The sequence below is a fragment of the Vibrio sp. 10N.261.51.A3 genome, assembly GCF_041471965.1.
Taxonomy (GTDB): Bacteria; Pseudomonadota; Gammaproteobacteria; order Enterobacterales; family Vibrionaceae; genus Vibrio; species Vibrio crassostreae_C.
Genome location: NZ_JBFRPK010000015.1, coordinates 1 through 25578, shown reverse-complemented (window position 1 = coordinate 25578; position 25578 = coordinate 1). Strand labels below are relative to the sequence as shown.

The 25578-nt window shown below is 45.3% G+C and carries 19 protein-coding genes; 6 read left to right on the top strand and 13 right to left on the bottom strand.

The window, feature by feature from the left end:
* Positions 1–108: 108 nt before the first annotated feature.
* The 10 genes from hflX to prmB all read right to left on the bottom strand — a co-directional run bounded on the left by hflX (position 109) and on the right by prmB (position 12407).
* Positions 109–1476 (bottom strand): GTPase HflX, encoded by a 1368-nt coding sequence (gene hflX, locus AB4371_RS04205; RefSeq protein WP_136982091.1) that lies wholly within the window; start codon positions 1474–1476, stop codon positions 109–111.
* Positions 1477–1755: 279 nt separating this feature from the next.
* On the bottom strand, positions 1756–2868 hold the full coding sequence (locus tag AB4371_RS04200; protein WP_372149080.1) for an ABC transporter ATP-binding protein: 1113 nt from the start codon (positions 2866–2868) through the stop codon (positions 1756–1758).
* Between the two features lie 6 nt (positions 2869–2874).
* Positions 2875–3732 carry a carbohydrate ABC transporter permease gene (locus tag AB4371_RS04195; protein WP_372149077.1) on the bottom strand — a complete coding sequence of 286 codons (858 nt, stop codon included), beginning with the start codon at positions 3730–3732 and terminating at the stop codon, positions 2875–2877.
* Entirely contained in the window at positions 3729–4667 is a 939-nt protein-coding gene (locus tag AB4371_RS04190) for a carbohydrate ABC transporter permease (RefSeq protein WP_017060634.1), read from the bottom strand. The genes AB4371_RS04195 and AB4371_RS04190 overlap by 4 nt, the downstream gene beginning before the upstream one ends.
* Positions 4668–4848: 181 nt before the next feature.
* The gene (locus AB4371_RS04185) at positions 4849–6096 is read right to left on the bottom strand and encodes an ABC transporter substrate-binding protein (RefSeq protein ID WP_017066147.1); all 1248 of its coding nucleotides are present in this window, start codon (positions 6094–6096) and stop codon (positions 4849–4851) included.
* Positions 6097–6207: 111 nt separating this feature from the next.
* The gene (locus tag AB4371_RS04180; RefSeq protein WP_372149074.1) at positions 6208–7653 is read right to left on the bottom strand and encodes an ATP-binding protein; all 1446 of its coding nucleotides are present in this window, start codon (positions 7651–7653) and stop codon (positions 6208–6210) included.
* A 45-nt stretch (positions 7654–7698) separates the two neighbouring features.
* The gene (locus AB4371_RS04175; protein ID WP_372149071.1) at positions 7699–8427 is read right to left on the bottom strand and encodes a response regulator; all 729 of its coding nucleotides are present in this window, start codon (positions 8425–8427) and stop codon (positions 7699–7701) included.
* A gap of 159 nt (positions 8428–8586) precedes the next feature.
* The gene (locus tag AB4371_RS04170) at positions 8587–10044 is read right to left on the bottom strand and encodes a protein adenylyltransferase SelO (protein ID WP_372149069.1); all 1458 of its coding nucleotides are present in this window, start codon (positions 10042–10044) and stop codon (positions 8587–8589) included.
* Positions 10045–10579: 535 nt separating this feature from the next.
* Positions 10580–11221 (bottom strand): LysE family translocator, encoded by a 642-nt coding sequence (locus AB4371_RS04165; RefSeq protein ID WP_017060639.1) that lies wholly within the window; start codon positions 11219–11221, stop codon positions 10580–10582.
* A 253-nt stretch (positions 11222–11474) separates the two neighbouring features.
* Positions 11475–12407: a 50S ribosomal protein L3 N(5)-glutamine methyltransferase gene (gene prmB, locus AB4371_RS04160; protein ID WP_017060640.1), complete on the bottom strand. Its 933-nt coding sequence runs from the start codon at positions 12405–12407 to the stop codon at positions 11475–11477.
* A 62-nt stretch (positions 12408–12469) separates the two neighbouring features.
* On the opposite strand from prmB, the gene smrB reads away from it, so the two are divergent.
* The gene (gene smrB / locus AB4371_RS04155; RefSeq protein ID WP_017064096.1) at positions 12470–13000 is read left to right on the top strand and encodes an endonuclease SmrB; all 531 of its coding nucleotides are present in this window, start codon (positions 12470–12472) and stop codon (positions 12998–13000) included.
* Positions 13001–13111: 111 nt separating this feature from the next.
* Here the strand turns inward: smrB and sixA are convergent, their stop codons facing one another.
* Positions 13112–13576 carry a phosphohistidine phosphatase SixA gene (sixA, locus tag AB4371_RS04150; protein WP_019824826.1) on the bottom strand — a complete coding sequence of 155 codons (465 nt, stop codon included), beginning with the start codon at positions 13574–13576 and terminating at the stop codon, positions 13112–13114.
* Between the two features lie 305 nt (positions 13577–13881).
* On the opposite strand from sixA, the gene AB4371_RS04145 reads away from it, so the two are divergent.
* The gene (locus tag AB4371_RS04145) at positions 13882–16659 is read left to right on the top strand and encodes an insulinase family protein (protein ID WP_102320194.1); all 2778 of its coding nucleotides are present in this window, start codon (positions 13882–13884) and stop codon (positions 16657–16659) included.
* A gap of 303 nt (positions 16660–16962) precedes the next feature.
* Here the strand turns inward: AB4371_RS04145 and fadJ are convergent, their stop codons facing one another.
* A complete protein-coding gene (gene fadJ / locus AB4371_RS04140; RefSeq protein ID WP_102332825.1) occupies positions 16963–19179 on the bottom strand; it encodes a fatty acid oxidation complex subunit alpha FadJ in 2217 nt (738 codons plus the stop codon).
* Positions 19179–20486: an acetyl-CoA C-acyltransferase FadI gene (gene fadI / locus AB4371_RS04135; RefSeq protein WP_017060645.1), complete on the bottom strand. Its 1308-nt coding sequence runs from the start codon at positions 20484–20486 to the stop codon at positions 19179–19181. The genes fadJ and fadI overlap by 1 nt, the downstream gene beginning before the upstream one ends.
* 552 nt (positions 20487–21038) lie before the next feature.
* Here fadI and AB4371_RS04130 point away from each other — a divergent pair.
* The 4 genes from AB4371_RS04130 to AB4371_RS04115 all read left to right on the top strand — a co-directional run bounded on the left by AB4371_RS04130 (position 21039) and on the right by AB4371_RS04115 (position 25469).
* Positions 21039–21587 carry a sigma-70 family RNA polymerase sigma factor gene (locus AB4371_RS04130; RefSeq protein ID WP_017060646.1) on the top strand — a complete coding sequence of 183 codons (549 nt, stop codon included), beginning with the start codon at positions 21039–21041 and terminating at the stop codon, positions 21585–21587.
* Positions 21580–22308, top strand: coding sequence for a DUF3379 domain-containing protein (locus AB4371_RS04125; protein WP_017060647.1), 729 nt, complete (start codon positions 21580–21582; stop codon positions 22306–22308). The genes AB4371_RS04130 and AB4371_RS04125 overlap by 8 nt, the downstream gene beginning before the upstream one ends.
* Positions 22309–22605: 297 nt before the next feature.
* The gene (locus tag AB4371_RS04120; protein WP_372149067.1) at positions 22606–23868 is read left to right on the top strand and encodes an outer membrane protein transport protein; all 1263 of its coding nucleotides are present in this window, start codon (positions 22606–22608) and stop codon (positions 23866–23868) included.
* 296 nt (positions 23869–24164) lie between these two features.
* Positions 24165–25469, top strand: a complete 1305-nt coding sequence (locus AB4371_RS04115; RefSeq protein WP_017068971.1) for an outer membrane protein transport protein — start codon at positions 24165–24167, stop codon at positions 25467–25469.
* Positions 25470–25578: the final 109 nt, after the last annotated feature.

The window sequence follows — 25578 nt, the reverse complement described above, 5'->3', positions numbered from 1 at the left end:
GTAACTCATGAGTTAGCTAAACTTAGATTAGCTAGGCTCAACCAATAAAAAAAGCGACCACTTAGGTCGCTTTTTCTTTAGGCGTTCTTATCTAAACTAGATAGACGATCAAGATTTCTGCATACGCTTTTTCAGTCGAGCTAAGTCAATTTCACTAGAGCGAACGGTCAACTTAATACACTCGTAGTCGTATTCTTCTTTAACCACACTCATGTTTGAGCGAATCTCACCGATGATGCCTTGTCCAGAATAAGGAATCGTGATCTCTTCTTCGATCATGCCTTCTTCAGCAACACCAACGATGTACTTGTGCAGTTTCGTTATATCTAACGGATCACGAGTCGACGTTAGCATCGCGTCTGGGAATTCTTCAATCAGCGCTAACTGATCTTCTTCACTCAGTCTATCGCACTTATTCAGCACTAATAGTTTTTCGCTACCTTCAACGCCCACTTGTGCTAATACGTCGTGTACCACATCAAGCTGAGCTCGGAATGAAACGTCAGAAGCATCAACGACATAAAGCAGCAATGAAGCATCATGCGCTTCTGCTAGTGTTGAGTGGAACGAAGCAACCAGATCGTGTGGCAATTTCTTGATGAAACCCACTGTATCTGAAACCAGAATACGCGGTTGAGTGATTGGTTGAAGCGCACGAACCGTGGTGTCTAGCGTTGCGAACAGTTTATCTTCACCCACCACTTCGGTTGCGGTCATTGCACGCATCATCGAAGACTTACCGGCATTGGTGTAGCCAACTAAAGCAACAGTGAAAAGCTCCGCGCGTCTTGTGCGTCGGGTCTTCATTTCATCTTGTACGCTTACTAGCTCACGCTTAAGCGCAGCAATTTGGTCACGTACGTTACGACGGTCTAGCTCTAGTGAAGTTTCACCAGCGCCCTGACCCATTTGACGCTCTTTATCACCCTCAGCCGTTTCACGAAGTCGAGGCACTAAGTAGTTTAGACGAGCGATATCAACTTGCAGGCGAGCAGTACGAGTACGAGCGTGACGGCTGAAGATTTCGATGATGATGCCAGTACGGTCAAATACTTCCACACCCAAACTAGCCTCAACAGTACGCAGTTGAGATGGGCTTAAATCACAGTCAAAGACCACAACATCAGCGGCGCCGTATTGGAAATTGCCCGTTGGAAGATCATCAAAATCTAGCTCGTCGATTTCTGAATCAAATAGACCTGATTCATCAAGGAAGTCTTCATCCTCTGCTTCTTCAATCGAACCTTGGTAACCGGTTAGATGAGCAATTTCCGCAAGCTTACCAGCACCCAACACGTTTTGTCGTTGAGCTGAACTGTGGTGCTGCGATTGTGTACCGACGACTTTAAACCCTAGGGTTGTTACTAAGCGAGCAAGTTCGGCAAGAGACTCTTTTGCTTCGTCACCTTTGAAGTCCGGTGTCGTAATAGAAATAAGTAAAGCGTTACTAGCTGAGGGTTTTGCTGTTAGTTTCATGTATTCTTCTGTTTATGCACCAAAGTGCAACCTAGTATTTGGTCTAAAGTTGAGTCGATCCTACGCTGTTCTACGTCAGCTTTATAGAGCTAAGAGATACTAAATCGCGATATTATTGCTGTTAAAGCATTTAACTTGGTTATCCCTCTGTTTTTGTGAGGAATAAAAAGCGGCTAAAACAACAAAAAAGGCAGCATCACCTTACTTATTACTCGTTGGTGATACTACCTTTGGTTTTGACATGAACTTTGATTGTTAAACTAACTCAGCAACTAGAAGTTAGAAGTCGATTCTCGCTTCCGTCTGAGCATCGAAGAATACGGCTTTGGATAGGTCAAAATGCAGCGGCGCCATTTGCCCAACCGACACCTCAAATTCCGGAGACAAGCGACACGCGACTTCTTGGTCATTCACTTTGACCATAGCGATAGTATCTGGCCCTGTCGGTTCCAATACCTCCAGCTGTAAGTCTAGCTTTGTGGAGGCAGAAACATCATCGCCTTCCTGTTCAGTAATGTGTTCTGGACGCAGCCCAATCACCAACTCTTTGCCGTCTTGGTCACGCATACTTTGTGGCAAACGAATGTGGTGCTCTTGCTCAGCTGTACCCGTTACTTTGATGATCGGATTCTGCTCATCATCCAAATCCACCATGGTCTTAATGAAGTTCATAGATGGTGAACCCATAAAGCCCGCCACGAACATGTTATTTGGCTTGGTGTAGATCTCTTGCGGCGTACCGAGTTGCTGCAGTTCACCATCTTTCATCACCGCAATACGGTCAGCCAAGGTCATCGCCTCGATTTGGTCATGGGTCACGTAGACAATGGTGGTGTTCAGCTTTTGGTGCAGACGTTTGATCTGGTGTCGCATCTCGACACGTAGCTTGGCATCCAAGTTAGAAAGCGGCTCATCGAACAGATACAGCTTAGGACGACGCGCCAAAGCGCGCCCCATAGCGACACGTTGACGCTGACCACCAGATAGCTGCGATGGTTTACGATCAAGCAGTTGTTCGATTTGCAGCATTTCAGCCACTCGATTAACCTCAGCATCGATCTCTTGTTGCGGCATCTTGCGGATCTTCAAACCGAAAGCGATATTGCCGCGTACCGTCATGTTTGGATAAAGCGCGTACGACTGGAATACCATCGCGATATCGCGATCTTTAGGTTCAACCTGCGCCACGTCTATGCCATCAATTACAATCTCACCCGAGCTAATACTCTCTAGCCCAGCGATGGTGTTCATCAAGGTGGATTTCCCACACCCCGAAGGGCCGACAAGTATCAAAAATTCCCCCGAATCGATACTGATGTCGATGCCCTTTAACGTTTCGTTGTCCGCGTTGCGATAGGTTTTACGGATCTGTTTTAAATCTAATGTTGCCATGGGTAATTATCCTTTTACTGATCCTGCCGTTAGGCCACGAACAAAATATTTTCCTGCGAAGACATACACCAACAGCGTTGGCAGTGCGGCGATGATCGCGGCAGCCATGTCGACGTTGTATTCTTTAACGCCCGTGCTGGTGTTGACTAAGTTATTTAATGCTACGGTGATTGGCAGAGTCTCTGAGCCGGAATACACCACCCCGAACAAGAAATCGTTCCAGATTGCGGTGAACTGCCAGATCACCGTCACCATGATGATAGGCGTAGAGATCGGTAATAAGATCTTGAAGAAAATCGTAAAGAAGCCTGCACCATCCAGTTTTGCTGCTTTGATCAATTCATCCGGAATCGAGATGTAGAAGTTACGGAAAAACAGAGTTGTAAACGCCATGCCGTAGATAACGTGCACAATCACCAAGCCGATGGTTGTGTTCGCTAGCCCCATCTTGCCGAGCATGGTTGCCATTGGTAGTAGCACCACTTGGAACGGAATGAAGCAACCAAACAACAGTAAGCTGAAGAACAGATTCGAGCCTCGGAATTGCCATTTCGTCACTACATAACCATTGAATGCACCGAGCAATGTTGAAATCGCAACCGCAGGAATCACCATTTGGAACGAGTTCCAGAAGTAGCCTTTGATGCCTTCACATTTCACGCCCGTACAGGCGGTGTCCCACGCTTTATACCAAGCATCAAACACCCACTCTTTCGGTAAGCTCATCAAGTTACCTGCCTTGATGTCTGGCAGAGTTTTGAATGAGGTCAGCGCCATGACAAACAATGGCATTAGATACACCAAGCAGAAGAAAAGCAGTGCTGAATAAATAAAGATTCGAGCAAAATTGATGTTATTCATCATGACTTTTTCTCCCTAAGTTCAGAGTAAAGATAAGGCACGAGAATCGCTAAGATACCAGCAAGCATCATCATGGCACTGGCAGCACCAAGGCCGATTTGTCCACGCGTAAATGAGTGTGCGTACATGAATAGCGCAGGAAGATCCGATGAATAACCTGGGCCACCCGCTGTCATCGCGGTCACAAGGTCGAAACTCTTAATCGCAATGTGTGAGGTGATGATCACCGCGCTGAAAACCACAGGGCGCAAGCAAGGTAGAATGATTTTCAGATAAATAGTGGGTAAGCTTGCCCCATCAATTTGAGCGGCTTTGATGATTGAAGAATCAATGCCACGAAGGCCGGCTAAGAACATCGCCATCACGAAGCCTGACGACTGCCAAAGTGCTGCGATAACCAAGGTATAGACCGACATTTCAGAGTCGACTAACCAATCGAATTTGAAGTCGGTAAAGCCCCAATCTTGCATCAGTTTTTCAATGCCAAGGCCCGGATTGAGAATCCATTTCCAAGCGGTACCCGTCACGATGAATGACAAGGCCATTGGGTATAAATAAATGGTACGAATCGCGCCTTCTTGACGGATGTTCTGGTCAAGCAATACCGCCAAACCCACACCCAACAAGATAGCAATCGCCATGAACAGAAAACCAAACACACCGAGGTTGGTGATTGAGGTGATCCAGCGATCGTTGTCCATCAGCTTTTCATATTGAGCTAAACCAACAAAGTTGAAGCTCGGTAAAAATCGAGAATTCGTAAACGACAGCGCCGCCGTCCAGAATATATAGCCGTAGATACACACCACGGTCACTAACGCGGTCGGCGCCAGTACAATCTTGGGTAACCAATGTTGCAACCTGTCAGCAAAGCTAGGCTTGGGCGCAGGCTGGCTCCTTGTGGGTTTTGGAGTCGACTCAGTCAAAACATGCTCCATAACTTATCCTTGTTGCACAATCGAGCCAATGGCTTACCTTTCGGCACCACATCAGCATCACGCATATCAGAATTGGGAGTGAAGAGTAGATAGGCTCCCTACGAGCCTACCCACCCTGGGGGTTTGGTAAAGCAACACAACCCGTCACTCACGTGCGTTGTGTGTCGCTTATCAAGTTATATTAGATAGCCGCTTTCACAGCTTTCGCTAACTTAGCCGCCGCTTGTTTTGGATCGGCATCTTTTTCGTTGAAGAAGTTGGTTACCACGTCGTAAATCGCGCCTTGAGCGTAGCTTGTTGTCGCTAGGCCGTGAGCCATACTCGGAACAAGATCGCCAGATTTCGCACTCGCTTTGAAGGTTGCCATTGAATCCAACGCACATTGGTCGAACTTAGACATGTCCATATCTAGACGTACAGGGATAGAACCCTTGTTAAGGTTGAAGACTTCTTGGAAATCTTTGGTAAGAATGGTTTTCGCTAGGTCTTGCTGCGCTTTTTGGTTCTCTTTGTCACTCAGCTCAAAGAACGCAAAGCTATCGATGTTGAAAGTGAATTGGCCATCAGTGCCCGGTGCTGGTGCACAGATGTAATCTTTACCCGGTACTTTGCCTGCCGCAGTAAATTCACCTTTCGCCCAGTCACCCATGATCTGCATTGCCGCTTCGCCATTGATAACCATCGAAGTTGCTACGTTCCAATCACGACCCGGAGAGTTGCTGTCGATGTAATCACGCATCTTTTTGAACTTGGTGAATACTTCCACCATTTTGTCACCAGACAACACGTCCATATCCAGGTCAACGAACGCTTTGTTGTAGTCTTCACTGCCTAGCACATCAAGTGCCACCGCTTCGAATACCGTCGCGTCTTGCCAAGGTTGACCACCGTGAGCCAGTGGAATGAAGCCAGCCGCTTTAATCTTGTCTGCGGCAACAAAGAACTCATCTAACGTAGTTGGAACCGTCACTCCTGATTTTTCTAAAACAACAGGGTTAGCCCAAAGCCAGTTAACACGGTGAACGTTGACAGGAACTGCGACATATTCGCCATCCCACTTCATCACTTTAGTGACCACTTCTGGCAGTAGCTCATCCCATTTTTCTTGTTTCGCAGTTGCATCGAGAGACGTTAGAAAACCTAAACCACCCCACTCTTGAATATCATGACCTTTAATCTGCGCCGCAGATGGAGGATTGCCCGACACTGCTCGAGTTTTCAAAACAGTCATCGCACTTTCACCGCCGCCACCAGCAACAGCGAAATCTTTCCAAGTATGGCCTTGTTCTTCAATCATCTCTTTCAGTACAGCTGCGGATTTCGCTTCGCCACCGGCAGTCCACCAGTGAAGCACTTCCACTTCACCAGCTTGAGAAAATGTTGAGGCAGCAAGAAGAGATAGAGTAAGTAGGGTTTTATTGATTTTCATTATTATCTTCCATGTTTTAGCGGACTCGACGTCCGGTTCAATACAGAGTCTACTTATTCTGATTTGTAAGATTGAAACAAAAGGTAAGCTCAATGTAACACAATTGTTACATTAAACTTCTAGGCCGCGTGGAATATAGACTTTAGCTTCTAAGCCGCCTTGAGGGGAGTTACGAATAATGAGATCTCCGCCGTGTCCGTGTAGGATGTTTCGACAGATTCCAAGCCCTAAACCGTGTCCTTGGTCGTCAGTGGCGAGCCTGAAGTAAGGTTCAAACACCAACTCTAACTTGTCTTCAGGAATACCTTTTCCGTGATCTTGAATAGTCACGATAACCCACACCGAATCACTGTTAATATCGACTTCAGCTGATGTCCCATATTTCACAGCGTTGTCGATAAGATTGGTGAGCACGCGTTTAATCGCTAAAGGTTTAGCGACTAACGGTTCAATCACAGCAGGTTCAAACTCGACCTTAGTTTGGTATTGGTTGTGCAGTTCAATCACGGAGAGCATCATCTCATTGAGGTCGATAATGGCGTTGTTTTCGTGAAGGTCGGTATCTCTTACCGCTTGTAAAGCGCCTTTAACCATCATCTCAAGCTCATCGAGATCTTTGTTGAATTTGTCTTTCTTTACTTCACTCTCCAACAACTCTGCACGCAATCTAAGCCGTGTTATTGGTGTCTTTAAATCATGTGAGATTGCAGAGAAAAGGTGCTCACGGTCGGCAACATAGCGACGAATCCGTTGCTGCATTCGATTAAACGCTCGGGTCGCCGTCACCAGCTCAGTAGCCCCCTCTTCGTTAAGTGGCGGCTGCTGAATATCCATACTCATCTCATTGGCCGCTCTTGCTAATTTTTTAAGAGGGCGTACTTGCCGACGAATCATCAAGTAAGTCAAAACCAAAAGAATGAGGGTCGAGGAAACTAAGAAGATCACCTGTTCTCTGCCGAGAATCGTATCGTCGAGTTTGACGTAAGGCGCAGGCAACAACGCGGCGATATACACCCATTCATGACTGGCTAATTCTATCTGAACAACCAGAATAGGAGGGTTAAGAGGTTCTAAGGTTAAAGTATGATGTGCCCACGATCGTGGGAGATCGCTCAAGTAGATATCATTTTTAAGCAAACGAAGATGTTCAGGGCGAGAGAAATCAACCCGCACTGATTCGACTTTATTGAGCTTGCTACTCAAAACACTTTCTATCGCTTCAATCGAGGCGGTTTTTAAACGGGTATCAGGGATCGGTTCGACAATCAACGCCTCTTTATTGAAAGAAACGAAGAAGCGCGTACCGCCCATATTGCGGATTTGATCCAACACGATATGGCGATATTTAACGGGCAGAGACTGGAAGAAAGTCACCGTCGAGGCAAACATATTGGCCATGCTTGAAGAGGCAGAACGAATCCCCTCCAGTTCTTTGTGTTTGGATTCGCTATACCAAATAGACGTTGCGATACCTTGAGCTATCACCACAGCTAACAAGGTCAGTAACAATGTTCTGGCAACCAAAGAGTTTGGCTTTAACCGACTCAACACGTTCATAGGAAATACTTCATTGCCGAGGTGCTCATTAACATCACTTGATTATCAGTGTTCATACTGAACAGGCACAGCGAGGATATAGCCATTACCGCGCATGGTTTTGATGTAGTGAGGATACTTGCCACTGTCGCCCAATCGGCTTCTCAGACGACTAAGCTGCACATCAATGCCTCGCTCAAAAGGCAACGCTTCACGGCCTCTGGTCGCGAATGAGATAGTGTCACGGTCGAGAACTTCGTTAGGGCGAGTTAAGAACAACATCAACAGAGAAAAATCACTGCCCGACAAATCCATCTCTTCGGCGCTTTCATTGTGTGAGATTCGGTGCGCAAGTGTATCGAGAGTCCAATCACCAAAGATGATCTGTTTAGGCAATGCATCCCTTGGCTTGTCGTCAACCACTTGAACACGGCGTAACAGAGCTTTGATGCGAGCCATTAATTGGCGCGGACTGAACGGTTTGGCAATGTAATCATCTGCACCAATTTCCAAACCAATGATCTGATCGGTTTCATCCGATACGGCAGTCAGCATGATGATAGGCACATTCGATTGCTTACGGACGCGTTGACACAAGGTAAAACCATCGTCACCGGGTAGCATCACATCAAGCAGAATCAGATCTGGATAACCTTGGTTTTGCAGATGAGCTTCTAGTTCAACACCATCTCCCACAGAAGAAACATCGAAACCAGATTTTGTGAGGTACTCTTCCAGCAGCTCGCGGATTTCTTGATCATCATCCACCACGAGAATTCGAGTATTTGTTGGCATCGCCCAAACCTATTAAATTTACAACTTATTCACATAGTGTATAGGCTGGCCGATTGTTTGATTATTGACATGTTTGTAAAGTTAGAAGAACAAACAGATAAAGATCACAACTTAGTGACCTCTATCTGAATCTTTAGGGCTTAATCCGCTATTGGTTGGTTATGAAGAGCAGCTGATCTCCATGGCTTTACCCCACTCAGGAGGTAAAGCCGCAAGGTGCTCATAATCCGGGTGTTCCGCGTAAGGGTCTGCCAGTACCACCATCAAAGCATCAATGTCGCTGCTATCACCGCGCTCTGCTTTGTCTATCGCCAGTTGAGCTAGGTAGTTTCTGAGGATGAATTTCGGGTTTGCCTGCCTCATCTTTTCGCAGCGCTCTGCCACTGAGCTCTCTTCCAGTTCACAGCGTTGTAAGTAGTTATCTACCCACAGCTTTGCTGCCTCTCGGTCGATAACCAAATCAATCACTTCTTGCGGCTGCAAGGTATCCAAATTCGACAACGTTCTAAAAAATCTTGGGTAGTCGACTTTGTTTTGCGACATCAGCTCGAACATAGATTCAAACAAACGACTGTCACCTTCTTGTTTCGAAAGTAGCCCCAACTTACGACGCATCATCTGACTAAAGTAACCGTTCATTTGCGGTTCGTACTGCTCTAAAGCCGCCTCTAAGTCGGCCTTATCCACCAGCGGAGAAAGTGAGTGAGCCAGTGCCGACAGGTTCCAAAGCCCTATTCTTGGCTGCTGGTTAAAAGCATAACGACCTTGGTAATCCGAGTGATTACAGATCAATCTTGGGTCATATTCATCAAGAAACGCGAACGGACCATAATCGAAAGTTTGCCCGATGATCGACATGTTATCGGTGTTCATCACGCCATGAGCAAAACCATTCGCTTGCCACAACGCAATCATCTCCGCGGTACGGTCAACAATCTGATTAAACATAGCAGCGTAGGGTTTCTCTTCATCGAGACACTCAGGGAAGTGCCATTCAATGACTTTATCGGCCAGCAACTTATGCTCAGCCAACTGATTGGTATAAAACAGATGTTCAAAGTGACCGAAACGGATGTGTGATTCGGCAGCACGCACCAACAATGCGCCCCACTCTTGCTTCTCTCGATATACCGGTGTGTCGCTGGTCATCATAGCCAACGCGCGAGTGGTTGGGATATTGAGCCCTGCCATCGCTTCGCTACATAAGTACTCACGAACGGTTGATCGAATAACAGCGCGTCCATCGCCCATACGTGAATAGGGCGTTTTACCGGCACCTTTAAGGTGTAAATCGAACGTTTCGCCACTTTTCGCGACAATTTGAGCTAATAACAGCCCTCTTCCATCACCTAAATCCGGGTTATAAGAACCAAACTGGTGGCCTGCGTATTTCATCGATAACGGAGAAAATTGCTCTGGTTCCACATTGCCAGACAAGGTATCTAGCAATTCTTCTGAAGCGCTCTCAAATGACGGAAAGCCAAGGTCAGTTGCAAGGGTTTGATTCCAGGCGAGCCATTGGACATTGCTTAACGGAGTTGGTTGGATTGGGGTATAGAACAGTCGAGGTAATGCAGTAAATCGATTGTTAAATGAAATAGAATCCCAGACAGACATGAGAGATACACTGTAGATAAAAGATAACTTAAGATTATCACAGTTTCGTAACAACTTCAGAAGTGCGATGGCGCTTGTTTATAGAGGTAAGGTGATAAACCATTCCACAAGAAGAAAGTGGTGACTAGGAGTAAATTACTGGGGGATGCTTGCTAGAAGAAGATGACTAAGAAAAAGTTAAGTGGCTAGCCTGATGAGAAAAGCCACATTTATAAGAGAAAGAGTTCTGACTTTGAAGACTTTTTAACAAGTGATTTCATAATAAAAACTAAAACTATAGAGCCATGAAGCTGACTACATTAGAGCAAGAATACCCACTAGAGAAAGGGTAGAGAAAATCCAAGTACGACTGATTACGCCAAAGTTACTGTGTTGAATCATTTCTTGATGCTGCATATGTCTCTCCTTGAGAACGTGATGGTGTAACTACAATATATCGGCTTTTCGCCAAAAGCAGCAAGCACATTAATATTAACCTTTTATGACAGCATCAAGAATATTCTGTAACCATTCACCTCTCTGATAAAACAGAAAGTTATGCTCGACTGGTCGTCGAAAGCAGTGCGCCAGCCCCAATAAAGACACCTCCAGTGACACGATTAAAGACCTTGGCTCGACCTTTCGCAAACAACCAATTTGACGACTTCGCCCCCAAGTAGGCATACACCAATAACCAAGACAATTCCATCACTGCGAAGGTAAAAGCAAACACGGTAAACTGTGGTAATAGCGCAATTGAGGGATCAATAAACTGTGGGAAAAGTGCAGTAAAAAACAAGATAGCTTTGGGGTTACTCGCGCCAACAATAAAGCCACTTAAGTAATGTTGCGCAGCGCTTTCTTTGACAGATTGAGCACCGCCTTGTTGATCCGATAACTTGTCATAATCTTGTTGGCTAGAGCGCAGAGACTTCCAACCGAGGAAGATCAGATAAGCTGCACCAGTCCATTTTATGACATTAAATACCACTTCAGACGAAGCAATAATTACCCCTAGCCCGGTAAACGATAAAGTTAAAATACCAGTAATCGCAGTTAAGCTCCCCAAGGCAGTAAATATCGATAATTTAAAGCCAGATTGCACACCTTTGGTCATGCACAATAAAGAACTTGGGCCTGGTGATGCCGTTAAAATTAGCACCGCTAATAAATAATAAATCCATGTATCAAAGCTCATCGTGAATCCTCCTTAACTCACTAAAACGACTAAATATTAAACACCAATATGTAATAAGCCCTCATATTAATCAACTAAATATTGCGCTTAACGTCTTCGATATAAATGCAAACATCTTTAATCTAGGCAATAAAAAACGCCATGCATTGCTGCATGGCGTTTAAATAAAAACGTTTCAAATCGAACGTCTTACTAGATGTCAGGTTCTAAGCTTACAGCCCTAAGATAGGGGCACTAACCTAATAATTGAAACCTAGTCTTTGTAGATAGAGAACTCATCAGCGCAAGCAACAAGCTGCTCACGAGTGATCATGAATACGCCATGACCACCGTTAGAGAATTCAATCCAAGTGAATGGAATCTCTGGGTACTGATCCATCATATGAACCATTGAGTTACCAACTTCACAGATAAGAATACCGTCGTCAGTTAGGTAGTCTGGTGCATTAGCTAAGATGCGACGAACCAATTTCAGACCGTCTGTACCCGCTGCTAGGCCAAGTTCTGGCTCGTGAGTAAACTCATCTGGCAGGCTGTTCATATCTTCTTCGTCCACGTAAGGTGGGTTAGATACGATCAGGTTGTATTTCTCTTTTGGCAAATCACGGAAAAGATCTGAACGGATTGGGAACACTTGCTGCTCCATGCCGTGATCTTGAACGTTCTGCTCTGCAACTTGCAATGCGTCAGTAGAGATATCAATCGCATCTACTTCAGCGTCTGGGAATGCGTGAGCACAAGCAATAGCGATACAACCACTACCCGTACACATATCCATGATGCGAGTTGGCTCTTCAGTTAACCAAGGTTGGAATTGAGCTTCGATCAGCTCACCAATTGGAGAACGAGGCACAAGAACGCGCTCATCAACGAAGAACTCAAGACCACAGAACCAAGCTTTGTTGGTTAGGTAAGCCGTTGGTGTACGATCATTAATACGCTTGATTACGCGCTCAACAATACGTAGACGTTCGCTGCTCGTTAGACGAGAGTTCATCACATGCGAAGGAACATCAATCGGCAGATAAAGAGTAGGTAAGATAAGTTGTACTGCCTCATCCCACGCGTTATCAGTACCGTGACCATAAAATAGGCCCGCTGCGTTAAAGCGGCTAACAGTCCAACGAATCACATCTTGAAGCGTGTGTAGTTCTGATACCGCTTCTTCTACAAAAATCTTATCCAAAATTGTCTCCGAAAAGCGCTACAATACTGCTAATTACGTTTCTAATTAGAATTCATAACCTGATGAGCAAAAAAGACACCGACTTCGATGACGATTTCGCCCTGTTCAACGATGCAGTAAAGGGCGTTAAAAAGTTGCAACAGGATACCATAGTCCAGCAGCCAAAAAGAAATGCCAAGCAAAAAGAAATTACTCGAACGGCAAGACAAGCCAGTGATAGCGAGTTTTATTTCTCGGATGAGTTCATTCCGCATCTTAGCGAAGACGGTCCGACGCGTTATGCGCGTGATGATGTCTCTAAATATGAGGTCAAGCGCCTCCGTCGTGGTGTCTACGTGCCTGACGTGTATCTCGATATGCATGGTATGACTCAACAAGAAGCCAAACGTGAGCTTGGCGCGATGATTGCGCACTGCGTGAAAGAGAGCGTGGCGTGTGCCTGTGTTCAACACGGTATCGGTAAACACATCCTTAAACAGAAGGTGCCTTTGTGGTTAGCACAGCACCCAGACGTGATGGCTTTCCACCAAGCACCGTTAGAGTTTGGCGGCAATGGCGCGCTGTTAGTCTTGCTTTCGGTTCCTGAGAAGTAATTCTGGTTAACAAACTCTCTCTCACCAAAAAACAACAAAGGGCATCCCAATCATATTGAGATGCCCTTTCTAATTGTCTGCAACTTTGTCATCAAACAGAGCTCAACGAGCTTATGGATTGATGTTCCAAAGCAACTCACCTTTTTGTGTCTCAAGGTTGAAGTCGATACACGCTAGGCCCGAAGTGGGAAACATAGGCGGCGCCATGCCTGTTGCAAACTCTGCAGTTAGGTAGCCAACTAGAGGTAAATGAGAAACAAATAAAATGGTCTCTAGTTTTTCTACTTCAGCCATTGCTAAGGTCAAATCAAACACATCGTCGGACATTCCATAAGGCGTAATATCATCACAGGTTTCTACTTTCTTTCCAGAAAACGCCTGAGAGATCTCTAACCACGTTTCTTGTGCCCTTAAATATGGGCTCACCAGCACTTTATCGAATTGACTAATCCCCTGCTCATTTGCAGCTTGTGCCACGGCAAGAGAAGCCATTTTCCCGCGCTTGGTCAACGCTCGTTCTGCATCCGAATCCGCAAAATGCTCTGCTTCACCGTGGCGCATAATGAATATTTTCATGTTCAATCCTGTCTTCGTAACATGTCGAAAGTCGATATATCCCATATATCAGCGAAACGCTACTTAGGTTTGGCTCTCAATCCAGAGAAACCGCAGTCAATATAAATAATTATATCAAGTCACTTGCCAAAGAGTTCGACTTTCTTAACAATCTTGTTAAAAGAAAATAAATTACTGATAAAAATCGATAAAAGTGATTTAGAAATCGCCAAAAAGCACTTCATATCCCAAAATATGATTACAAGGTTTGCACGCCGAATCATCGGGTACATAATTTAAAAACCACCTTCTCTGGAGATGCTCCTGTGCACTTAAGCCCAAATGATGAACATCAATACCGCTACATAACCTTAAATAACGGGTTACGTGTACTGTTAGTTCAGGATCAAAATGCTCAAAAAGCAGCAGCCGCATTAGCCGTCAATGTGGGGCATTTTGATGACCCTACAGACCGAGAGGGTTTAGCTCACTACTTAGAGCATATGCTATTTTTGGGAACTGAAAAGTATCCAAAGGTCGGAGAGTTCCAAAGTTTTATCAGCCAGCATGGCGGTAGCAACAACGCTTGGACAGGAACCGAGCACACCTGCTTCTTTTTTGATGTTGAATTGAATGCCTTTGAAACCGCACTCGATCGCTTCAGCCAATTTTTCACTGCTCCCCTGTTCAACGAAGAAGCATTAGATAAAGAACGCCAAGCCGTTGACTCCGAATACAAGATGAAACTCAACGACGACTCACGACGCTTGTACCAAGTTACCAAAGAACTGGTGAATCACAATCACCCATTCTCGAAGTTTTCTGTCGGTAATATCGATACGTTGGGCGACAGAAACGGCGAGACGATTCGACAAGAGATTTTAGCTTTCCACCAGCAACAATACTCTGCTGACTTGATGACACTGACACTGTCTGGCAATCAGTCGTTAGATGAGATGCAAAGCTGGGTTGAGGATCGCTTTAGCTCAATCACCAATCACAACCTACAAGGCAAAAAGGTTGAAGTTCCGATTGTCGGCGAGTTAAGTACGGGTGTACAAGTCCGCGTTGAGCCGATTAAAGAAGTGCGCAAACTGATCTTAACCTTCCCGATGCCAAGCATGGACGAACACTACGGCGTTAAGCCTTTGTCGTTCTTTGCCCACCTTTTAGGTTACGAAGGTGAAGGCAGTTTGATGATGCAACTCAAAGAGAAAGGCTGGATAACATCTCTCTCTGCAGGTGGTGGCGCGAGTGGCAGTAACTACCGTGATTTCACAGTCAGTTGCTCATTGACCATAGAAGGTTTAACCAAAACCGATAACATCATCCAAGCGATATTTCAGTACATCAAGTTAGTCGAACAACAAGGCATAGAAGAGTGGCGCTACCTAGAAAAACGCGCCGTTTTAGAGTCTGCTTTCCGCTTTCAAGAGCCAGCAAGACCGCTTGATGTCGTCAGCCACCTCGTCATCAACATGCAGCACTACCAAGAGCAAGATGTGGTGTATGGCGATTACAAAATGTCGCATTTCGATGACGAATTACAGCGTTCTTTGCTGCCTTACTTAACCGTAGACAACATGCGAGCGACCATTGTTGCTCAGGGATTCGAGTATGACAGGGAAGCGAAGTGGTACTTTACTCCCTACTCGGTCACACCTTTTAGCGCTGAACAAGTTCAATGCTTTACGTGCATTAACCCCGGTTGGCAGTTTGAACTCCCAAGCAAAAACCCGTTTATTTGCTACGATCTAGACCCGACTGAACTGGAAGGTGACGCTAAGTTCCCACAACTGTTAGAAGAGCTCGACGGCTTTAAGCTGTGGCACCTGCAAGACCATCAATTTCGAGTTCCTAAAGGTGTGGTGTATGTCGCTATCGATAGCCCGCACTCAGTTGCTAGCCCAAGAAATATCGTTAAAACACGCTTGTGCGTAGAGATGTTCTTAGACTCACTCGAAAAAGATACGTATCAGGCTGAAATCGCCGGAATGGGCTACAACATGTACACCCATCAGGGCGGTGTAACGCTCACTCTGTCCGGGTTTAGCGAGAAACAGCCACAACTGCTCAATATGATTCTTGAACGTTTCCAAGCACGCGACTTTAGTCCAACACGCTTCGAAACCATCAAGCATCAATTGCTCAGAAACTGGAACAACGCGTCGCAAGATCGCCCTATTTCGCAGTTGTTTAATGCAATGACTGGGATACTTCAACCAAATAACCCGCCTTATTCCGTGTTAATTGAAGCCCTAGAAACGATAGAGGTCGATGAGCTCTCCTCTTTTGTTCAAGCAATCTTGGCGGAACTTCATGTTGAGATGTTTGTGTATGGCGACTGGAAAAAAGCCGATGCACACAAGATGGCTGAAACGCTAAAAGATGCACTGCGTGTTCAAGATCAGGCTTACGAAGAATCACTGCGTCCGCTCATCATGCTCGGTGAAAACGGCAGCTTCCAACGTGAAGTGGTGTGTAACCAAGATGATTCAGCAATTGTGGTTTATTACCAATGCCCTGATATTTCACCTAAAAATATCGCGCTGTATTCATTGGCAAACCATTTGATGTCGGCCACTTTCTTCCATGAGATACGAACCAAGCAGCAGCTAGGTTACATGGTCGGTACTGGCAATATGCCGCTCAACCGACACCCTGGTATTGTGTTGTATGTGCAATCACCGAATGCCGCCCCTGCTGACTTGTTAGCTTCAATAGATGAGTTCCTCAATGCCTTTTACATGGTGCTGTTGGAGCTTAACGACTATCAATGGCACAGCAGTAAGCGCGGTCTCTGGAATCAGATTTCGGCACCAGATACGACTTTGCGAGGGCGAGCTCAGCGCTTATGGGTTGCGATAGGCAATAAGGATGTTGAGTTCAACCAAAGAGAGCGCGTATTGGAAGACCTTAAGGGGTTAACTCGCTCAGACATGATGCGTTTTGTGGTTAGCCAGCTAAAACCACGCACGGCAAATCGCCTGATTATGCATGCTCACGGTAATGCTCATAATGAGGAAGAGAAGCTGTCAGCAGGTGTTGAAATTGGCTCTATTGATGAGTTTCAGTTACGCCCGAAAGATACTGAGCTAGGCTGATAAAGCTGGAATGAAAATCATAAGGTTGATGTGAAAGCATCAACCTTTTTTATTGGATGCAGCCCAAAAGCAGATCTCCTATTACGCTCCTTCGTCGCTTTAGGAGATGACGGTAGTTTTGATTGACGTGTGTTTGACCACCTTTCTAATCAACGCAATAACTTACTTTTTATCTCTCAATCATCATTCCCGAGAAGGAGGAACGACTGAGTCGGGAATCTCATTCCTTTCACACTCGTTCATAAAACAGAAAAGCCCGCATCAATTGCTTGATATGGGCTTCTTAATCAATGAGTTAGAGAGTTACTTGTAGAAAGACTCACCCAATCCAGCACGTGTCAGTAGGCCATCACATGGCGCGAAACGATCACCGTACTTCTTAGCGAAATCGTTCATCATCTCAACCAGTGACTTAATGCCGATTTGATCCATATAACGGAACGGACCACCTAGGAATGGCGGGAAACCGATACCGAAAATCGCACCGATATCACCATCACGAGGGCTGCGGATAATGCCGTCGTCTAGACAACGAACCGCTTCGTTTAGCATAGGTAACACACAGCGCATCGCGATATCGTTATCGCTCAACTTAGGATCTGGTTGCAGCTTAAGCAGCTTGTAAACTGACTTATCCACTTCCTTCTTCTTGCCTTTGTAAGTGTAGAAACCTTTACCACTCTTGCGGCCTTTACGATTGTCATTCAAAAGAATATCGAACACATCAGGACCTTGGAAACGATCGCCAAGCTCATTCACTAAAATCGGAATGATCTTCGCACCGATATCAACACCCACCTCATCTAATAAAGTGATAGGACCAACCGGGAAACCGAAGTCCAATAACGTGCTGTCGAGCTTTTCAATCGGCTCGTTCGCTAGCAGTAAATGCGCTGCTTCGTTCATGTACGGAGCAAGAATACGGTTCACATAAAAACCAGCCGTGTCTTTCACAACAATCGGCGTTTTACCTTGCTTCTTCGCTAATGCAACAACCGTAGAAATCGTCTCTTCTGACGTAGTTTCATGAGGGATAACTTCTACTAGCGGCATTTTTTCGGCTGGGCTGAAGTAGTGAAGACCGACAACGTTTTCTGGTCGCTGCGCCTTCTCCGCAATCTTATGGATCGGCAATGAAGACGTATTCGTCGCGAAAATAGTCTCTGGCTTGGCATTGGCTTCGATGTCCGCAACCATTGACTGCTTAAGGTCGAGGTCTTCAAATACCGCTTCAATCACCACATCGGTGTGATTAAAGCTCGTAAAGTCGATACCACCAGACAGTTGAAGCATCTTACTTTCAAGGCCCGCTCGGCTCAGAATGCGACGCTTACGCTGCTTATCGAACAACTTGAAGTTGTAGTTAAGCGCGTTCAGTACACCTTCATTTGATACGTCTTTAATGCGTACAGGCACTTTCGCCTTAGCAACACTGACATGGCTGATGCCTGCGCCCATAAGACCACCGCCTAGCACACCAACACGCTTAACCGCTTTGGGTTCTGCGTCTGCGCCGTGTTCTTTTTTCATTTCCGTGGTTGCAAAGAAAATCGAACGAAGGGCTTTAGACTCTGAAGTCATAACCAGTTCTGAGAAACGCTTCGCTTCATACTGAAGACCTTTATCAAAGCCGTTCTCAAGGCCATAACGAATCACGTCTAAAATCGCATCCGCTGCTGGGTAATTGCCGCGTGTTTTCTGATTGGTCTTCTTAGAAGCTTGTTCAAAAATCACTTTACGACCAAGGCCGTTACGTGAAATCAGCTTTTCTTTGGTCGACGCTTGGCTTTTCGACGCAAGGCGCTTACCTTTTTTACTGCCCGTATTCTTTTCAACAAAGCTTTTAGCGACTTCAAGCAGGATAGTTTCAGGCACACAAGCATCGACAACACCGAGCGATTTCGCTTTCTTAGCGCGCAGTTGCTTACCCGTAAGGATTAGGTCAAGAGATGGCAGCAAACCAATAAGGCGAGGTAGACGCTGTGTACCGCCAGAGCCTGGTAACAGACCTAACTGTACTTCTGGCAGACCAACGCGAGTCTTATCTGAATCGGTACATACACGGTAATCACACGCCAGTGCAAGCTCTAAACCACCACCTAAACATGGGCCGTGAATCGCTGCGACTACTGGGTACGGTAGTTCAGAAAGCGTTTGGAACATCTCCTGCCCTTGGCGAGCCAGAGACTGTGCTTCGTCAGCCGTTTTACACGCATCAAGCATTCTTACATCAGCACCAGCGATAAAGTTATCTGGCTTAAGAGAATGAACGATTAGGCCCTTAACTCGGCTTTGCTTTTCTTTGAGTTGCTCGAAGATGGCTTTCATTTCTTCAGCAAAAGCCGCTTGCAGCGTGTTCATTTTCTCGTTTGGTACATCAATCGCTAACCAAGCAATATCTTGCTCATCGATATTGAGAGTAAATGCTGTCGCTTTCTTTTTGGTTGATTCAGTCGCAGAGGTTGAATCTGGTTGAGCGACTGTTTCTTTTTCTGTTGTTGCATCAAGAGTCGTAGACATTATTCTACCTCCAAGATCATTGCTGCACCTAAACCACCAGCCGCACACGCTGTGTTCAGTGCCAAGCCGCCACCGCGACGTTTCAGTTCACGTAATGTTTGAGTCATCATGCGTGCGCCAGTCGCTGCAAACGGATGTCCGTAAGCAATCGAGCTACCCAGCACGTTGAACTTCTCCATATCAATCTCACCGATCGCTTTATCGCGGCCAAGATTCTTCTGTGCAAACTCATCGCTTGCGAACATTTTCACGTTAGCCAAAACTTGGGCAGCGAATGCTTCGTGCATTTCGATCAGTGTTAGGTCTGACAACTCTAAACCGGTGTTCTTTAATACTTGTGAGGTCGCGTAAGTCGGGCCCATCAGCATATCTGTTTCAACACCAATCGCTGAGAACGCATAACCACGAATATAACCAAGCACTTCTAAGCCTAGTTCTTTCGCTTTACCTTCGCGCATCAACATCACTGCTGCACCGCCATCGGTAAGAGGCGTAGCATTGGCTGCCGTTACACTGCCGTACTTTCTATCAAAAGCAGGACGTAGCTTGGCGTATCCTTCAACCGTTGAGTCGTGGCGAATGTTGTTGTCTTCCGCTAGATACTTTTTGTAAGGTGCCGGGAATGCCGTCATCACTTCGTCTTTAATCTTGCCTTCTTTCCATGCCTGAGAAGCCAAAGAGTGAGAACGGTGAGCAAGTGCATCTTGAGCTTCGCGAGTAATACCATGCGTCTTAGCCATTTGCTCAGCCGTTTGTCCCATGGATAAACCGGTCGAGTATTCAGCAACTGCAGGTGGTACTGGCATCAAATCTTTTACGGAAAGTGTTTTAAGAATTTTCAGCTTTTGACCCATAGTTTTCGTTTTACTCAGCGCTAATAGATTTGCCGCTAACTTTTTCGAAACACCGATAGGCAATACAGAAGAAGAGTCCGCACCGCCCGCAATACCGATATCAATCGTGCCAGCCATAATGCTTTCGGTCACGTTAACTGCCGCTTGGAAGCTGGTCGCACATGCTCGTGTGACACTGTAGGCATCGGTATTGATGTTCATGCCTGTGCCCAACACGATTTCACGCGCAATGTTCGGCGCTTCTGGCATTTGCACTACTTGGCCGAACACAACTTGTTCGATAAGCGCAGGATCGACATCCGTTCTTGCAAGCATTTCGCTCACAACCATTTTGCCTAGGTCAACCGCAGGCACTTGGCTAAATTCTGTGCTCTGACGAGCAAATGGGGTTCGTAATCCAGCGACAACGGCAACACGTTCTCCAGAACGCGTTTTGACTTCCTGTTTGCCCATGGTTTCTCCTTAAAGTTAAGAGGTCTGACCTGAAGCATTGTAAAGAAGTTGTTAATTAAATCAAACGAGCGTTTAAATAAACGTGATACGAGTATCTCACTGTTTGAAAATATAACTGCGCATTCAGGCGAACCTTTTGGGGGGAAAGGTTGTCGTAAGAGACTAAACTATTGTAAGCAAAGACTGTTATCGCTGTGTAGGGAATGGTTTTCTTGAGGCAAAAAAAAACCACACAAAGCTGTGTGGTCGGAATGTATATAAAGCAATTAACTTAGCGCCAATTGAAATAATCAGTTTCCTGATTAGGAGAAAGTAAAGTCAGCCTTCAAAAGGAAGTGTCGTCTTGCTCAACATGCTAGCCACGAATGACTAACTAGACGACAAGGTGTACTATAACGGGTTCGAGGCCTTAGATTTTGAAGTAGATCAATTTTAATGTGATTTTACGATTTCCTGCCGATCGTTAGCTCTAAAAATATAAAAACGAAGCACAACGTATAGAGGACAGCTATACGCAGAGCAATTATGGAGGCTCGTGTGTCAATAATAAAAATGTTTGGAAAGAAAACAGCCAAGCGTCCGGTCAACTCTGATATGGACAAACAAAGAAAATACGAAGCACTTGTGCGCGCCTATCATCGTGACCTCTTTCGCTACGCCTATTGGTTATGCAAAGACAAAAGCATTGCCGAAGACTTAGTTCAAGAAACTTGCCTTCGTGCATGGAAATCACTCGATAGCCTTCAAGATGAAAAAGCCGCCAAATCTTGGCTGATTACCATCTTGAGACGCGAGAACGCTCGACGTTTTGAACGCAAACAGTTTGATCTGGTTGATATCGACGATCACGGTAACGATGCTAGTGTCAGTGATGACCCGCACCATCAGCATCAGTGGTTGCAAGCCCAGATCATGAAACTTGAAATTGATTACCGTGAACCTCTCTTCTTGCAAGTGATTGGTGGTTTTAGTGGTGATGAGATTGCCGATATTCTCGATCTCAACAAAAACACGGTGATGACACGTTTATTCAGAGCTCGAAATCAGTTGAAAGAGTTGTTGGATACAGAAGAGGCAGAGAGGGGGCAACATAATGGATGATTTGGAATTTCGTCGTCGTGTATTGTCGGAACCTAAACAACGTACACAAGATATTGTTGATGCGACCGCGAATAGCGAAGCCAATAGTAACTTCTTAGACGATGTACTAGCGCTTGATAAACAGATCCACTCTGCGATGAATGTGGATGTGCCAGACGATCTTGCTGATCGTATTCTGTTCAATCAGACCTCAAGCGAAGAAAGCAAAGTAGTAAGGCCAACGTTTGCGAGACGAGCAATGGCAATGGCCGCCTCAGTAGCATTCGTTGCAGGTTTATTAGTTGGCCAAGTGAATTGGGGAAATGCATTCGTTTCACCTGCGCAAGCTAGTTTAGTTGATACAGCGATGAAGCATGTTGTTGATGAGAAGAGCTTTGTTAGTAGCATCGATGAACAGGTTACATCGCAGCAGATCAACGCAAAAATGAACCCATTTGCTTTTCAGTTTGATGACGCTTTCCCTTACCATGTTTATTACCTAAACCACTGTGGCTTTGGTAAATCCAACGCAGTACATATGGTCTTCCAAGGCGCAAAAGGCAAAGTAACACTGTTTTTAACCGGTATTCCAACAGACAAACCTATCGATTTTGATGAAAAAGGCATGTCCGGCTCGGTAACACCCGTAGATGGCAGCAGCTTAATCCTTGTGGGTGAAAATGGTGAGGATGTTTCCAAAATCGCCGAAAAGCTGACAAAAATGATCAAACCAATGAGCTGATTCGCTCTTAAAGCCCCGTCACAAAAGGCCCAGCAATTATATTACTGATATTGCTGGGCTTTATTTATAAATAAGCCGCAAAATCATTCACCACACCAATACCTCTAGAGTTAAAACTCTAAAAAACAGCATTTCACACCATTTTCGTGCCAGATAGGCGTCATTTCCATAATTTTACCCTCAAAATGTCCAATGGTCGGATTTGTATATCGTATACTTGCGAATAGGATCAGCCACCATTGAGCAATTGCTCAAATTAATCGCCCTGTAGAGGCGGATATATAAAGGAATAAATGAATGACTACCAACAACACGCGTCTGTTTAAAAAGTCTCTTTTAGCAGTAACAATCACACTGGCGTCTTCGCAAGCGATGGCAGCAGGTTTTCAAATTAACGCACAATCAGCAACTGGCATCGGCCGCGCTTTCGCTGGTGACGCAGTAATCGCAGATAACGCGTCAGTAATGGCACGTAACCCTGCAGCAATGGCACTATTTGACAAAACTGAACTATCTCTTGGTTTTGAAAGCATCACTTCTATGATTGAAGTCAAGGATGCTACTTACACAGGCTTCATGGGCGGTAATTCTAGCAATGCTGACTATGACGATGCTGGCGATACTTCGATTGCACCAAACATTCATCTAATCGTCCCAGTAAATGATAAATTTGCATGGGGTGTAAATGCTTATTCTAACTTCGGTACAAAAACTGAATTCAGCGATAGCTATGTGGGTGGTGAATACGGCGGCCTAACAGATGTAAAAAGTGTTAACTTTGGTTTAGCTGGTTCATACCGTCTAAACAAACAGTGGAGCTTTGGTGCAGGCCTTGACCTTATTTACGGTAAAGGCGAACTGAAACGAACAATGAGCTCGGAAGTTAATACTCCGCCAATCCCAGGCTTGCCACAAGCAGGTCAAACAGTTCTTGATGCTGAAGCGGATGGTTGGGCTGTGGGCTTTAACCTTGGTACTGTTTTCGAGTTAAATGAAAATAACCGTTTTGGTTTGGCTTACCACTACTCTCCGAAACTTGAAGCTGAAGGCGATATCAGCTACCAAGGCACTGAATATAAAGATGATACCCTTCATATGCCTCTACCTGATATGGTTGAGTTCTCTGGTTTCCACAAGATTGAAGATACTAAATTCGCAGTTCATTACTCAGTGCAATGGATTGGTTGGAGCTCATTTGACAAGCTAGAAGCAGACAAAGCAGGTGTTCTAAACAATTACGAATGGCAGAATGGTATGCACTACTCTCTAGGTGGTACATATTACATGAATCGCGATTGGACACTTCGTGCCGGCTACATGTATGACACAAGTGCACAAGATGAAGTCACTTCAGTTTCAGTTCCAGATTCAGATCGCCAATGGTTCTCAGCTGGTTTCACATACCACATCAACGAAGCGTCAAACGTAGACTTTGGTTTCACATACTTAATGGGCGACGATGTTAAAGTTAATGAATCAACTTCTGTTGTTTCGTCAATTTCAGCAACAACTCGTGCAGATGCAATCCTAATGGGTCTACAGTACAGCCGTAGCTTCTAATAAAAGCTAGGTTATAAACCTCAAAGGGTCGCATAATGCGACCCTTTTTTATTGCCTAAACCACTGACCTACATCAATTTAAGCTTACAACTGTAGCCTGCAAGGTCAATATATGACTACAAGTGTACGCTCAAACTTCGCAACACAGCAGAAACATTTAGATTATTTCTCTAATAATTAAACACATTTACTCATTAAATCCCTAAAACACTGTTTTATTCGAATTTCATTTTTAAAGTAATGACTCTAAACGTAGAATCACGCCACTAAATACTTATGATTCAGCGAACATAATAATGAAAATGAATAAGACTCTTCTATCTGCTGCAGTGGCAGTTGGACTACTTTCGACTTCTACCGTCACTCACGCGGCAGGTTTTCAACTAGCAGAATACTCAGCAACAGGCCTTGGCCGCGCATACGCTGGTGAAGCTGCAATGGCTGACGGCGCAGACGCACAATGGCGTAACCCTGCCATGCTGACTTACCTAGAAGGTACTCAGGTTTCTGTTGGTGCTATCTATGTTGACCCTAACATCGATATCGACGGTACTTCTACGTCCATGATGGGACAATCTACTTCGTCAAATTCTAGCGATTTTGCGCACAGTGCAGTAATCCCAAACTTTTATGTTTCTCATAAGTACAACGACAAGTTCGCATTAGGCTTTGCTGCTGGCACTAACTACGGTATGGAAACAGACCTAGGTAAAGACTTTGGTGGCGCAAACCACGGTAACGAAGCAAGTGTTACTACGATGGAGCTAAACCTAAACGCGGCTTACCAAGTACTTGAAAGCGTATCTATTGGTGGTGGTATTCGTTACATCATGGCTGAAGGTAGCTTTGGAGCGGTATCTACAGTTAACTCTCTAGTTCCTATGCCTCAAGGTACAGCTTTAAAATACATGGAAGGTGATGACACAGCGTGGGGCTGGCAAGTTGGTACCGCTTGGCAGATCAATGAAAACAACCGCCTTGGTTTTACCTACAAGTCAGAAGTAGACCTAACGCTTGAGGGCCACGCAAATGGTGTCGCTTTTGATGCTGTTGCTGGCGCTTTAGGTACTCCTGTGAAGTCAAAATATAACGGCTCAATGCAACTTGCATTGCCAGCAACCGCCGAGCTTGCAAGCTTCCATCAACTATCAGATAAAGTCGCTGTACATGCGAGCGTTAACTGGACTAATTGGAGTAGCTTTGAAGAACTAGTAGCTGACATCCCTGAATTCGGTCCTGCTCGAACTCAAGATATCAAGCAAGAGAACTGGGAAGACAACTACCGCTTTGCGATCGGTACAACTTACCAAATGACACCTAAGTTAGCTCTGCGCTCTGGTATTGCGTACGACACTTCAGCGGTAAGCGATGAACACCGTACTGCGACGATTCCGGAAACAGACCGCACTTGGTTGAGTATTGGTGCTGGCTACCAATGGTCTGAGCAACTAACACTAGACGCTGGTTTCACTTACATCCTAGCGAAAGACGCAAAAATGGTTGAAGATGACGCAAGTTCTGCGCCATTTGGTGGTGACTTCGAAGGTGAAGTGACTGGTAGCATCTGGTTAGTGGGCATCCAAGCGAACTACCGCTTCTAATCTACCGCCCTAAAAGTAGTAAATATTAAAAAGGCTCAATGTTGCATCAACATCGAGCCTGTCTTTTATCGGTTTTCTAAATCGTGTTTCTAGGGCGTGTTGATCTTTC